Here is a 13,879-nt window from a genome sequence, read left to right as displayed (position 1 = left end):
ATGAAAAAAATTCAAATGGTTGACCTTAAGGGTCAATATGCCGCAATAAAAGACGTTGTCGACCCTGCAATTCAGGAAGTTATTGAGACAACTGCATTTATAAATGGACCAAAGGTTCATGAGTTTCAAAAGAATCTTGAAAATTATTTAGGCGTAAAACACGTCATTCCTTGTGCCAATGGTACAGATGCATTACAGATTGCCATGATGGGACTAGGATTGAAGCCTGGTGATGAAGTCATTACGGCAGATTTTACGTTTGCAGCGACTGTTGAGGTAATTGCTTTGCTGCAGTTAACACCTGTTTTGGTTGATGTTAATCCGGACGACTTTAACATTAGTGTTGAAGCAATCAAAAAAGCCATTACACCTAAAACAAAAGCCATTGTTCCCGTTCATTTATTTGGTCAAGCCGCTGATATGGAATCTATCATGGAGATAGCTAACGAGCATAATTTATATGTAATTGAAGATAATGCGCAAGGTATTGGAGCAAATTACACATTCAGCAATGGTAATAAAGCCAAAACGGGGACTATTGGTCATGTTGCATCAACGTCGTTTTTTCCATCAAAAAATTTGGGTTGTTATGGTGATGGTGGCGCTATTTTTACCAACGACGATGATTTAGCCCATATAATCAGGGGAATTGTAAACCACGGAATGTATGAGCGTTATCATCATGATGTTGTAGGAGTGAACTCGCGTTTAGATTCTATTCAAGCAGTTGTTCTAGATGCAAAATTACCGCATTTGGACACCTATAATAAAGCACGTCAAAAGGCGGCGTCAAAATATGATAAAGCTTTTCAAAATCACCCTAAGATTGAAACCCCATTTAGAAAAAGCAATGGCTGTTCAGGAAATTGTGATACTTGTGATTGCCATGTATTTCATCAATATACCCTTAAGTTAAGTGGTGTTGATCGCGATGGTTTGGTTAAGTTTTTAAATGCCAACGATATTCCTTGTGGTGTTTATTATCCCATACCGCTGCACAAACAGAAAGCCTATCTTGATGAGCGTTACAATGAAGCTGATTTTACAGTAACCAATCAGCTTGTTAAGGAGGTTGTTTCTTTACCTATGCATACCGAACTGGATGATGAACAAATTGATTTTATTACATCAAAAGTTTTAGAATTTATTGATGGATAAAATACTAGTTACTGGAGGGTTAGGTTTTATTGGTTCACATACCGTTGTCGAATTACAAAATGAAGGTTTTGAAGTCGTTGTTATTGACGATTTATCCAATTCGTCCATTGATGTGTTGCATGGCATAACTTCTATTACAGGTAAAACGCCAATTTTTGAAAAATTGGATTTAAAGGATAAATCAAAAGTTAAGAAATTTTTCAAGGCGCATCAAGACATTAAAGGCGTTATTCATTTTGCTGCAAGTAAAGCAGTAGGCGAAAGTGTACAGAAACCATTAATGTATTATGAAAATAACATTAACACCTTGGTTTATGTCCTTCATGAGGTATGCAATTTATTAGAAGCAAATGTTATTTTTAGTTCATCTTGTACGGTTTACGGTCAAGCTGATGTGATGCCAATAACCGAAGATGCTCCGATAAAACCTGCGGAATCGCCTTATGGAAATACCAAACAGATAGGTGAGGAGATTATTCGGGATACCTGTAATGTTGTACAATCTTTAAAAGCTATTTCCTTAAGGTATTTCAATCCAATCGGTGCGCATCCAAGTGCTAAAATAGGGGAGTTGCCCATTGGTGTTCCCCAAAACTTAGTGCCGTTTATTACCCAAACTGCGGCTGGATTGCGTGATTGTCTTTCTGTTTTTGGAGATGATTATCCCACGGCAGATGGTACTTGTATTAGGGATTATATTCATGTAGTCGATTTAGCAAAAGCCCATGTAGTAGCACTGCAACGATTACTAAAAGGTCAGAATAAAAGCAATTATGAAACCTTTAACGTCGGGACGGGAGTAGGGAGTTCAGTTTTAGAAGTTATTCAATCTTTTGAACGTGTTACAGGATTATCCTTGAATTACAAAATAGCTCCAAGACGTGAAGGAGATGTAACACAAGCTTATGCCGATACCACTAAAGCCAATCTCGAATTGGGATGGCGAGCCAAATCTACTTTAGATGATGCCATGAAATCTGCCTGGTTGTGGGAAAAGCACATTCGAAACTTATAAAACCACCATAATGAAAAATCTCATTTATTTTTTCGCACTATTATTGGCAAATTCAGTAATAGGCCAGAACACCTATTTGCACTGTGGTAAAATTTTGGATACCAAAAATGGCAAAGTTTTAGAAACTAAAACCATTGTCATCAGTGCAGATAAAATCATGGCAGTTGAAGATGGTTATATACAACCTAGTTCACCAGATGATGGCGTCATAGATCTCAAAGATAAAACAGTGATGCCAGGTTTTATCGATATGCATGTACATTTGGAAATGGAAACAAATCCGCAAGAATATTTAGAAGGATTTACGCTCAATGACGCCGATGTTGCCTATAATACAATTGATTTTGCCCAACGAACATTGATGGCTGGTTTTACAACTGTTAGGGATTTAGGAGGTAGTGGAATCAATGTGTCCTTACGTGATGCCATAAATTCAGGAAAAGTTGAAGGGCCTAGAATTTTCACTGCTGAAAAAGCTTTAGCAACAACAGGTGGTCATGCTGACCCAACTAATGGTGTAAAAGATGAATTGCAAGGTGACCCAGGTCCAAAAGATGGTGTGGTAAATAGTATAGACGATGCCAAAAAAGCAGTTAGACAACGCTATAAAAATGGAGCCGATTTAATAAAAATAACAGCTACAGGAGGTGTTTTGAGTGTTGCTAAAAGTGGACAAAACCCACAATTTACGCTTGAAGAAATAAAGGCTATTTGTGAAACAGCTAAAGATTATGGATTCCACGTTGCTGCACATGCACATGGCGATGAAGGTATGCAGCGTGCTGTATTAGGTGGTGTTAAAACCATTGAGCACGGCACCTTAATGAGTGCTGAAACTATGCAATTGATGATAGAGCATGATGCGTATTTGGTACCAACTATTACGGCTGGAAAATCAGTTACTGAAAAAGCTAAAATTCCAGATTATTACCCAGATGTGGTTGTAGGAAAGGCGTTGGATATTGGTCCTAAAATTCAGGACACATTTGGGAAAGCTTATAAAAAAGGGGTTGGTATTGCTTTTGGAACAGATGCTGGCGTATTTTTACATGGTGAAAATGCCAAAGAATTTGGTTATATGGTAGAAGCTGGTATGCCTGAAATGAAAGCTTTACAAAGCGCAACCATTACCAATGCCAAAATATTGAATATGGAAACGGAAATTGGGCAATTACAACCTGGTTTTATTGCGGACATCATTGCCACCAATGACAACCCTGTTGAAAATATTAAAACAACTGAAAACGTCATTTTTGTAATGAAATCGGGTAAAATCTATAAAAAATAGTTTTTAAGACTGTTAATAATTTCAGGGAATTATTAGAAATTTCTTAATTATACCTTGATATCATTATGGTATTCATATTAATCAATTGATTAACAAAGGTTTAATATTGATTTTTTGGATTAGCGGCAGATCCTTTGTTACTTTGTACCAAATGATAAATGATATTATGAAATTGATTACAGTAAAACGCGAAACCCTAATCGAAAAGCGATTCACACCAAAAATGGGTGAATTATTGACCAAAGTAACTTATATCAAAAAACAATTTTTAAGTATTCCTTTTAAGACAATTCATAAGTACCGAGAGACTTATTATGGTGAAGTTAAAGATTGTGAAGCTTGCGAATTGGCAAGATAAGACATAAAAAAGCCTCAATTTAGTTTGAGGTTTTTTCTTTTTTTGTATTTGCGAAACTACTGTAGAGTAGTAATCCCATACCTAGCATAACGGACATGTCGGCTATGTTAAAAATACCGGTTTTAAAAACACCACCCAAATCTATATGGAAAAAATCGGTCACGGATTTATGAACAATTCTATCATAAACGTTGGCAACACCACCGCCTATTATACAGCAAAATCCCACTAAAGAAAAGCGATCCAATGTTTTATTTTTAATGATATAATATAGTACATAGCCCAGCACAACAATTGGAAGTAATAATAACAAGATTAACCGTAAGGTTGGGTTTAAATCACTACCCATTCCCAAAAAGGCTCCTGTATTCTCTACATTATGTAAAGTAAAATAATCGCCAATTATCGGTGTTTCACTAAAAGGTGTGATTTTGGCCCTGACAATGATTTTAGAGATTTGATCAATGGCAATATTGAAAACAATCAACAGAACAATAAATGCCGTTCTAGATAATTTCATTAAGCGTTGGTTTCAAATGTGGCAGATGCTGTTTGGGCGTCTCTATTTATTTTCTTTACTAATCCTTGCAAAACATTTCCCGGACCTACTTCAGTGAATAGTGTTGCACCATCAGCAATCATTTGTTGCACAGATTGGGTCCATTTTACAGGAGCCGTTAATTGAGAAATTAAGTTTGCTTTAATGGTGTTTTCATCCATGACAGCAGTCGTAGATACATTTTGGTAAATCGGACAAATAGGCTTGTTAAATGCTGTATTTTCAATGGCGGAGGCCAGTTCTTCACGAGCTGGTTCCATAAGTGGTGAATGAAATGCACCGCCCACTGGTAATACTAATGCCCGACGCGCACCTTCTTCTTTTAGTGTTTCACAAGCTTTGTTAATAGCATCAACTTCACCGGAAATCACCAATTGTCCTGGGCAATTATAATTGGCAGCCACAACAATCCCATCAGTCATGGCGCATACTTTTTCAACGATATCATCATCCAGGCCTAATACAGCAGCCATGGTACTAGGTTTTAATTCACAGGCTTTTTGCATGGCCATAGCACGTTGAGAAACCAATCTCAATCCATCTTCAAAATTTAAGGAACCATTAGCAACTAGCGCCGAAAATTCGCCTAATGAATGACCAGCAACCATATCAGGTTTAAAACTATCTCCCAATGTTTTAGCCAAAATAACAGAGTGTAAAAATATAGCAGGTTGGGTGACCTTGGTCTGTTTTAAATCGTCTGCCGACCCTTCAAACATGGTGTCGGTAATAGAAAATCCCAATATTTCATTGGCTCGTTCAAACAATTCTTGAGCTAATGATGAGTTTTCATAAAGATCTAACCCCATACCTGTAAACTGGGCTCCTTGACCAGGAAATATAAATGCATTCATGTGATTCAAATTTTGTTTGGTGCAAAAATAGGAATTATATCTTTAAAAGAATTCTGTAATTATTGGTGAAGATCAAACTATCAAAAGTTTGATAAAAACCGATGGATAGCTTCAAAATAACCTTCAGGCTGTTCTAGCCAGCCATAATGCACACATTCATTCAAAAATACCAATTCAGAATTTTCGAGTAATTTATGAGCTTCTCTGGCAATAGTATTTCCCATGACATCTTGCTTGCCCTGAATGATTAAAACAGGATTTGTGAAATTTCTATAGCCATCACGGCAATTAAATTCAATGGCACGCATATTTTGCCAAATTAAACTATTTACTACTGAATTACCTTGTGTTAAACGTTCTGCAATGACAGGTACATGTTTTCGATCATACACATAAGCAGGTGCTAAATACTTCCCACGATTATAGCTTGCCAAATACGTGGTGTCACCTTGGTTGATTCGTTGATTCCAATAATTAAGTGAATCACGTTCAGTTTCAGATAACCTAGCTAGTAAATTTAAATTTCGTGTGATGTTTAAATCAAATCCACCAGATCCGGATAGAATTAATCCGCGAATACGCTCAGGTTGTTTTTTGAGATAATAGGAGGCTAACATACCTCCAAAAGAATGACCCAAAACTATCCAATTTTCAAAACCAAAATACTGTCTAATAATTTCAATATCGGAAACCATCAAGTCCATGGTCATGGTTTCAGAATTAATTTCAGATATAGTAGATTTTCCTGTTCCGCGTTGGTCGTATAAAATGGCTAGATGGGTTTTACCTAATTCTTGAGCCAAAGAAACAAAACCATTGCTATTCATGCCTGGACCACCATTAATAATCAGTATTGGCTCTCCACCACCATAAGTGGTTACATGTATATTACCATTTTGAATTGGGATATTAAGCATGGTTTGCGCTTGAGTAGAATACGCAGTAATTAGCAAAAACCATATAATAAGAGTCCTCATGTTTAGGAGCTTGTTAAGCTCTTTTGTAAGTAATAAATGAAAATGCATAGTTGTGTTTTTCATCCTTATCATGAAACGTTTTAGTCACTTCTTTCCAAGCAGAGCTATTAATTTCTGGGAAGAAAGTATCAGCATTTTCAAAGCTACCATGAACGCGAGTCAGTTCAATTTTATCTGCAAAAGGCATAGCCTGTTTATAAATTTCACCACCACCTATTACAAAAGGCTGCTTGTCATTTTTGGCAGCGTCAAAAGCATCTTCTAAATTATTGACCACAATAATGCCATTGGGAACTTGGTAGTTGTTTTGACGTGTAATGACAATATGAGTCCTGTTTGGAAGTGGTTTTGGAAAACTCTCAAAAGTTTTACGACCCATTATGATGTGGTGCCCATTCGTAAGATTTTTAAACCGTTTGAGGTCATCACTCAAATGCCATATAAGATCATTGTCCTTTCCAATAGCATTGTCCTCACCAGCAGCTACAATAAGTGTTATTTCAGAGTTTTTAGAGTTCTTTACTGGAGTTTTTTTTTCAGTAGGTAACGGATAGTCTTTATCAACCCGTTCTTGAAGTTCAGCAATGCGTTCTTTTTGTTTAGCGACTAAATCATTAAGTTGTTTTTCCTCCCATTTTTTGCTCAATAATTTGGATGTGACAAAAACGTTGAAAAGATGATAAACAAACAGAAAAAACCAAAATAAAATAGCATATACAAACCAGTCTATACCAAAAAAAGTGACGTCTTTTCCTATGTTTAAAACCAAATTGGCAATTATTAAAAATACAGCACCTATCAAAAACACCACAAAATGTGCGTATAAACGTTTTTTTTGTTTAATCCGTTTTTGAGCATGCTTAATAAGTTCTAACTGCTCTTTATCTATTTCTAGAGTTTGGGATTTCTTTTTTCCGAACATGGCTTGTTATTATCTGATGTAAATTTAACTTTTTTCTAGCATTAATAAGAAGAAGTTAAAAATATATGGTCATCAATATTTCCATTTCTGTATTTACAGGTTTACCATTCTTGTACCCAGGACTTTTTAATTTTGGCATACGTTTTAGGACATTGATTGCTTCAGCAGCCATTTCACGTTTGTGAGCTTTGGCAGTAATATTTTCTAATTTGCCCTTTTTGTTAATAGAAAAGCTTACCAAAAATTGTGTGGTTTTATCTAAAGGAAATAATTTGTCAGCCAACTCATAGTTGATACTAACTTTAATATAATCCATGATTTTTTGAGTAGTGCACTCCTTTTGGGTATTATAACTTAATGCTGGGTCACAACCTCTATACACAGGGAATTGCCTGTTAGCATTGTTTTCTTGAGAAAATAATGAATTACAAAATAAAAAAGCCGTTAGTAGCAGTATTCTCAGAACCATGATTTTAAACTGCCACAATACCTTTAATATGCGGATGCGGATTATAATCTACCAAGGTAAAATCCTCAAATGTAAAATCGAAAATATCTGTTACTTCAGGATTTAGAATCATTTTTGGTAATGGTCTAATATCGCGAGACAATTGTAGTTCCAATTGATCATAGTGATTGCTGTAAATATGGGCGTCACCAAAGGTGTGGATAAAATCGCCTGGTTGGTAGCCACAAACTTGAGCCATCATTAAAGTCAATAATGCATAAGAGGCAATATTGAAAGGTACACCTAGGAAAATATCAGCGCTGCGTTGGTATAATTGGCAAGACAATTTGCCATCAGCTACATAAAATTGAAAAAAAGCATGGCAAGGTGGTAAGGCCGCTTTCCCGTTAGCTACATTTTCTGCAAATGATTTGGAGGTGTCTGGCAAAACCGATGGATTCCAAGCTGAAACCAACATGCGACGGCTATCAGGATTGTTTTTGAGTGTATTGATGACATCTTTTATTTGATCGATTTCATCACTATTCCAATTACGCCACTGGTGACCATAAACAGGCCCTAAATCGCCGTTGTCATCAGCCCACTCGTTCCAAATTCGGACGCCATTTTCTGTAAGATAGTTTATGTTGGTATCACCTTTTAAAAACCATAATAATTCATATACGATAGATTTTAAATGAAGCTTCTTGGTGGTGATCATTGGAAACCCTTCACTTAAATCAAAACGCATTTGATAACCAAAAACACTTTTGGTTCCCGTTCCCGTGCGGTCAGATTTCTCATTGCCATTTTCTAAAACATGCTTTACAAGGTCGTGATATTGCTTCATCGTCAATTTATTTTACTGGAAATAAAAATAGAAAAAAGGGTCAAATCAGAATAAACCAACCAATAAATTCTATAAAAAGTTATTAACTAAAATCAGGGAGTAATTAGCCAATAATCATTCCTGCAATGGTCGCTGAAATTAAAGAGGCTATTGTTCCGCCAATTAACGCTTTCATACCAAATTCGGACAAGGTTTTGCGTTGACCCGGAGCCAAAGATCCAATTCCGCCAATTTGAATGCCTATGGAAGCAAAATTGGCAAAACCACAAAGCATATAGGTAGCCATAATAATTGACTTATTGTAGTTCAAGTGTGTGGCGCTAGCAACATTTTTCAAGTCGGCCAATTGGATGTATCCAACAAATTCACTTGCTGCCAGTTTAATACCTAACAATTGCCCCATCATCATCATATCTTCTTTGGCAACGCCAATAAGCCACATAAGGGGTGCAAAAATATAGCCCAAAATCAACTCTAATGATAAATTTTGATAAGGGGTGTTTTCAGCTATCCATGAGTTTAATCCAGAGAAACTACCAATTTGTAAAAAAATGTAGTTAATCATAGCAATAAAAGCTACAAACACCAAAAGCATAGCACCGACGTTAACAGCTAATCTCAAGCCTTCCGTTGTGCCATTGGCAATGGCATCTAAAAAATTAGAACCAATTTTTTCGGACTCAACGGTGACATCTGTGTTGATTTGTTCGGTTTGAGGGGATAATATTTTTGAAATTACAATGGCACCTGGAGCCGCCATGACCGATGCCGCGAGAAGATGCTTGGCATAAACCAATCGCAACGCCGGGTCATCACCACCTAAAAAACCAATATAGGCCGCTAAAACAGCACCCGCAACCGTAGCCATACCACCAATCATCACCAACAACATTTCAGATTTATTCATTTTTTCCAAGTAAGCCTTGATAAGCAATGGCGCCTCCGTTTGGCCTAAAAATATATTTCCTGCAACACTTAAACTTTCAGCACCAGAAATCTTTAATAATTTAGAAAGAAGCCAGCCAAATGCTTTAACAACTCTCTGAATAATACCCAAATAGAACAGTACTGAAGTTAATGCTGAAAAGAACAAAATGGTAGGTAATACTTGAAAGGCGAAAATGAAACCAAAAGTATCCATATCAACAACAAGACCTTCAAATAAAAATTGACTACCTGCCCTGGTAAAATCTAATACCTTGATAAATAATTTCCCTATGGTTTCGAATATTTTTTGAATTATCGGCACTTTTAAAACACCAACAGCAATAACCAATTGAAAAGCCAGGCCAATACCAACCGTTTTCCAGTTAATAGCGCGTCTGTTGCTGCTGAATAAAAAGGCTATGAAAATTAAGGAAATCATTCCTAATATACCTCTCCAAAGGCTATTTATTGAAAATCCTTGACTAGGAATTATGGTGTCTTTATTGTTTTCTGAAATGCTATTGCCTGTTGCTTCCTGAAGTTCCGGAAATGATTTAAAACGATATGTTGTATTGTTTTCAACAAAAACCAATGTTGAATCAGTAAGTTCAGATATTTTATATCTTCTTATCGTATCATTAGGTTGGTTGTAATAAAAAACCAATAAGTTATTTTGATGGATATAATCTCCTGATGCTTCAAGATTTCGAGATGCAATATTATATTTAAAATCGCCTTTATCTAAAACAAAAACATCAGATTCAGATAATTGAAATAGATTGGAAACAGTATCATTTTCTATTGCTTGAAACTGCCATTTTTTTTCAATACTTTGAGCACAAATTGCGTTTAGACCAAAAAAAATAGCTGTAATAGCTAATAAAAACTGTTTCATAGTTTGTTATCGTTTAGAAATTTCGTCTCGAATTTTTGCAGCCTTTTCGTAGTCTTCATTGGCAACAGCTTCATCGAGTAGGTTGTGAAGTTCTTCCAAAGTTTTACTCTTGTAACTTTCTTGAACACTTCCCGTTTCGAGTTCTTCAGCAATTAAATCATCAACCAAGACACTATCCTCTTCGGACTCGTCTTCTTTTTCTGGATTTATTTTTAGGTAAATACCAGCTTTATCCAAGATGTTCTTGTAGGTGAAAATAGGTGCTTGAAATCGCAATGCCAAAGCTATGGCATCACTGGTTCGGGCATCAATAATCTCTTCAATTTTATCGCGTTCACAAATAATACTGGAGTAAAACACACCATCAACTAATTTGTGGATAATAACCTGCTTAACAACAATATCAAATCGATCAGCAAAATTCTTAAAGAGATCATGGGTTAAGGGTCTGGGTGGTCTAATTTCCTTTTCTAGAGCAATGGCAATGGATTGAGCTTCAAAAGCACCAATAACAATTGGTAATTTTCGATCGCTATCTACTTCATTTAATATTAAGGCATAAGCTCCATTTTGCGTTTGGCTGTAGGAAATACCTTTTATTTTCAGTCGAACTAAACTCATAGAATATAAAAAAGCAAAGAACTGTTTAAATTAGGACTTTACCAAACGGTTATGAACAGTTTTTGGTACTTTAAACTAATTTAAACAGCCCTTTATAAATACAATTTAAAAAAAATATATTTATTGTTGTGCCTTAAACGCTTTTAAATTCTCAATGAGTTTTGGAACTACTTCGAAGGCATCACCAACGATTCCATAATCTGCAGCCTTAAAGAAAGGTGCTTCAGGATCGGTATTGATGACCACTTTTACTTTAGAAGCATTGATTCCAGCCAAATGTTGAATTGCTCCTGAAATGCCTACGGCTATATATAAGTTTGAAGCTACTGGCTTACCTGTTTGCCCCACGTGTTCACTATGTGGTCTCCATCCTAAATCACTTACGGGTTTCGAGCATGCTGTAGCAGCACCCAATACATCAGCCAATTCTTCAATCATACCCCAATTTTCTGGGCCTTTTAAACCACGACCACCTGATACAACTATTTCAGCATCAGCTATTGTGACTTTTCCAGTGACTTTATCAACCGATTCCACCGAAACACCTAATTCAGGAATGTTTGGTGAAAAATCTTCTGCACTTGCCGATGCTGATGTTTCGACCACCCCAAAGGCGTTTTTGGAAACACCTACTAACTTCACATCAGTGTTGATTGAGGTTGAATTGAATGCCTTATTGGTAAAAGCGGTTCTCTTAACGGTAAATGGGGAAACACTACTTGGAGCTTCAACCACATTTGAGGCATAGCCAGCTTCCAAATCAATAGCTAAAAGAGGTGCTAGATACTTACTGTCTGCACTTGAGCTAACGACAACCACTTTTGCATTTTCGTTTTTTGCGGCTTGTGATATGGCACTTGCATACGCTTTGGCGTTGAAGGATTCTAATTGCGAATTGGTTACCTTTAGAACTTTGTCAACACCATGATTTCCTAAAACACTAACATCATTGGCATTAAATGTAATAGCCGTAACCGATGTTCCCATTTGTTCGGCAACAGCCTTGGCATAGGAAGCCACTTCCAAAGCGGTTTTCTTAAATTTTCCGTTTTCTGATTCTGTATATACTAAAACTGACATTTTCTTTTCTTTTTGTACGTTAATTATATGACTTTGGCTTCGTTATGCAATAAATTTACAAGCTCTTGGACATTGTCTGCGTCAACTAACTTGACTGCACCTTTTGGTGCTGGTTTTTCAAACTTGACAGAGTCTGTTTCGGCTTGAGCATCCGTTGGATCAACAACTTGAAGGGGTTTTTGACGAGCCATCATAATACCTCTCATGTTTGGAATACGTAAATCACTTTCTTCAACCAATCCCTTCTGTCCGCCAATCACCAAAGGCAGATTAGTGGAAACGGTTTCCTTACCGCCATCAATTTCTCTCACAGCTTTGGCATTATTGCCGTCTACTTCAAGACTGATGCAGTTATTCACAAAATTGGCATTGGTTAAACCCGCTAACATCCCAGGAACCATACCGCCATTGTAATCAATGGATTCTCTACCAGCAATTACTAAATCATAACCACCATCCTGAACAACTTTTGCTAATTCTTTGGCAACTTGAAATCCGTCTTTTGCAGTCGTATTAACACGTATGGCACTATCCGCTCCAATAGCCAAAGCCTTACGAAGTGTTGGTTCAGTTTCAGCACCTCCAACATTAACAACAGTAACGTTGGCACCTTGTTTTTCTTTAAACCACATTGCTCTCGTCAAACCAAATTCATCGTTTGGATTAATCACAAATTGAACACCATTAGTATCAAACTTTGTGTCATTTTCAGTGAAATTGATTTTGGAAGTCGTATCAGGAACATGACTAATACATACTAATATTTTCATATCGAAATTTTTAAATAAAATGTTTAATTTTTTGAGGTTACGAAGTTACTTATTTTATTCTGATTTTTTACTATGCACGCATAGTAAATTTTTAATTAATTCTATGAAGTAAAGTTTTTCATTTATTTCTATTTTTGCTCATTATAATAATTGATACTATGAAGACAATACAATTTAGGGAAGCCGTATGTGAGGCCATGAGTGAAGAAATGCGCCGTGATGAGAGCATTTACTTGATGGGAGAGGAAGTAGCCGAATACAATGGTGCATACAAGGCTAGTAAAGGTATGTTGGATGAATTTGGCCCAAAGCGTGTGATTGACACACCAATTGCCGAATTGGGTTTTGCAGGAATTGGAGTCGGCTCTACCATGACGGGTTGTCGTCCAATAATTGAGTTTATGACCTTTAATTTCTCTTTAGTTGGTATAGATCAAATTATTAATAACGCTGCAAAGATCAGACAAATGTCTGGCGGACAGTTTAAATGTCCTATTGTTTTTAGAGGGCCTACGGCTTCTGCTGGGCAATTGGCAGCTACACATTCCCAGGCATTTGAGAGCTGGTATGCCAATACACCTGGTTTAAAAGTCATTGTACCGTCCAATCCCTATGATGCTAAAGGTTTGTTAAAATCAGCTATTCGTGATGATGATCCTGTGATTTTTATGGAAAGTGAGCAGATGTATGGTGATAAGGGTGAAGTGCCTGAAGGTGAATATGTGATCCCTATTGGTGTGGCTGATATCAAACGTCAAGGTACTGACGTGACCATCGTGTCATTCGGAAAAATTATTAAAGAAGCGCACAAAGCAGCTGAAGAATTAGAAAAGGAAGGTATTTCTTGCGAAATTATAGATTTAAGAACCGTGAGACCAATGGATCATGATGCCATTTTAAATTCGGTTAAGAAAACCAACAGATTGGTTATTTTGGAAGAGGCTTGGCCTTTTGGTAATGTCGCAACTGAAATTACTTATCAAGTGCAATCTAAAGCGTTTGATTATTTGGATGCACCCATTGTAAAAATAAACACTGCAGATACACCTGCACCTTATTCTCCTGTTTTATTGGAAGAATGGTTGCCAAATAGTAACGATGTTATTAAGGCAGTTAAAAAGGTTATGTATAAATAAAATGACGTTTTTTACGTTGAA

At 36.4% G+C, this 13,879-nt stretch carries 15 protein-coding genes; 5 read left to right on the top strand and 10 right to left on the bottom strand.

The window, feature by feature from the left end:
• The 4 genes from C1T31_RS06405 (at nucleotide 1) to C1T31_RS06390 (ending at nucleotide 3,819) form a co-directional block, all read left to right on the top strand.
• A complete protein-coding gene (locus tag C1T31_RS06405; protein ID WP_103051647.1) occupies nucleotides 1-1,158 on the top strand; it encodes a DegT/DnrJ/EryC1/StrS family aminotransferase in 1,158 nt (385 codons plus the stop codon).
• The gene (galE, locus tag C1T31_RS06400; protein ID WP_103051646.1) at nucleotides 1,151-2,173 is read left to right on the top strand and encodes a UDP-glucose 4-epimerase GalE; all 1,023 of its coding nucleotides are present in this window, start codon (nucleotides 1,151-1,153) and stop codon (nucleotides 2,171-2,173) included. Before C1T31_RS06405 ends, galE begins: the two co-directional genes overlap by 8 nt.
• A gap of 10 nt (nucleotides 2,174-2,183) precedes the next feature.
• Nucleotides 2,184-3,461, top strand: a complete 1,278-nt coding sequence (locus tag C1T31_RS06395; protein WP_207764261.1) for a metal-dependent hydrolase family protein — start codon at nucleotides 2,184-2,186, stop codon at nucleotides 3,459-3,461.
• A gap of 166 nt (nucleotides 3,462-3,627) precedes the next feature.
• Nucleotides 3,628-3,819 (top strand): hypothetical protein, encoded by a 192-nt coding sequence (locus C1T31_RS06390; RefSeq protein WP_103051769.1) that lies wholly within the window; start codon nucleotides 3,628-3,630, stop codon nucleotides 3,817-3,819.
• Nucleotides 3,820-3,838: 19 nt separating this feature from the next.
• Here the strand turns inward: C1T31_RS06390 and lspA are convergent, their stop codons facing one another.
• The 10 genes from lspA to C1T31_RS06340 form a co-directional block, all read right to left on the bottom strand.
• Nucleotides 3,839-4,339 carry a signal peptidase II gene (gene lspA, locus C1T31_RS06385; protein WP_103051644.1) on the bottom strand — a complete coding sequence of 167 codons (501 nt, stop codon included), beginning with the start codon at nucleotides 4,337-4,339 and terminating at the stop codon, nucleotides 3,839-3,841.
• Nucleotides 4,339-5,232 (bottom strand): ACP S-malonyltransferase, encoded by an 894-nt coding sequence (gene fabD / locus C1T31_RS06380; RefSeq protein WP_103051643.1) that lies wholly within the window; start codon nucleotides 5,230-5,232, stop codon nucleotides 4,339-4,341. Before fabD ends, lspA begins: the two co-directional genes overlap by 1 nt.
• An 80-nt stretch (nucleotides 5,233-5,312) precedes the next feature.
• The gene (locus C1T31_RS06375; RefSeq protein WP_165780077.1) at nucleotides 5,313-6,209 is read right to left on the bottom strand and encodes an alpha/beta fold hydrolase; all 897 of its coding nucleotides are present in this window, start codon (nucleotides 6,207-6,209) and stop codon (nucleotides 5,313-5,315) included.
• Nucleotides 6,210-6,222: 13 nt separating this feature from the next.
• A complete protein-coding gene (locus C1T31_RS06370) occupies nucleotides 6,223-7,131 on the bottom strand; it encodes a dihydrofolate reductase (RefSeq protein WP_103051641.1) in 909 nt (302 codons plus the stop codon).
• Nucleotides 7,132-7,186: 55 nt separating this feature from the next.
• On the bottom strand, nucleotides 7,187-7,600 hold the full coding sequence (locus tag C1T31_RS06365) for an energy transducer TonB (RefSeq protein WP_103051640.1): 414 nt from the start codon (nucleotides 7,598-7,600) through the stop codon (nucleotides 7,187-7,189).
• A 4-nt stretch (nucleotides 7,601-7,604) separates the two neighbouring features.
• Nucleotides 7,605-8,429 carry a thymidylate synthase gene (locus C1T31_RS06360; RefSeq protein ID WP_103051639.1) on the bottom strand — a complete coding sequence of 275 codons (825 nt, stop codon included), beginning with the start codon at nucleotides 8,427-8,429 and terminating at the stop codon, nucleotides 7,605-7,607.
• A gap of 103 nt (nucleotides 8,430-8,532) precedes the next feature.
• Nucleotides 8,533-10,251 (bottom strand): NupC/NupG family nucleoside CNT transporter, encoded by a 1,719-nt coding sequence (locus C1T31_RS06355; RefSeq protein ID WP_103051638.1) that lies wholly within the window; start codon nucleotides 10,249-10,251, stop codon nucleotides 8,533-8,535.
• Between the two features lie 6 nt (nucleotides 10,252-10,257).
• Nucleotides 10,258-10,872 (bottom strand): bifunctional nuclease family protein, encoded by a 615-nt coding sequence (locus tag C1T31_RS06350; RefSeq protein ID WP_103051637.1) that lies wholly within the window; start codon nucleotides 10,870-10,872, stop codon nucleotides 10,258-10,260.
• 120 nt (nucleotides 10,873-10,992) lie between these two features.
• Nucleotides 10,993-11,952, bottom strand: a complete 960-nt coding sequence (locus tag C1T31_RS06345; RefSeq protein WP_103051636.1) for an electron transfer flavoprotein subunit alpha/FixB family protein — start codon at nucleotides 11,950-11,952, stop codon at nucleotides 10,993-10,995.
• 23 nt (nucleotides 11,953-11,975) lie between these two features.
• Nucleotides 11,976-12,722, bottom strand: a complete 747-nt coding sequence (locus tag C1T31_RS06340) for an electron transfer flavoprotein subunit beta/FixA family protein (RefSeq protein ID WP_103051635.1) — start codon at nucleotides 12,720-12,722, stop codon at nucleotides 11,976-11,978.
• A gap of 158 nt (nucleotides 12,723-12,880) precedes the next feature.
• On the opposite strand from C1T31_RS06340, the gene C1T31_RS06335 reads away from it, so the two are divergent.
• On the top strand, nucleotides 12,881-13,858 hold the full coding sequence (locus C1T31_RS06335; RefSeq protein ID WP_103051634.1) for a pyruvate dehydrogenase complex E1 component subunit beta: 978 nt from the start codon (nucleotides 12,881-12,883) through the stop codon (nucleotides 13,856-13,858).
• The last annotated feature ends 21 nt before the right edge of the window (nucleotides 13,859-13,879 follow it).

Source organism: Hanstruepera neustonica (assembly GCF_002895005.1).
Lineage (GTDB): Bacteria > Bacteroidota > Bacteroidia > Flavobacteriales > Flavobacteriaceae > Hanstruepera > Hanstruepera neustonica.
Note: the sequence above shows the minus strand (reverse complement) of the source record. Positions and strands in the feature narration are given on the sequence as shown.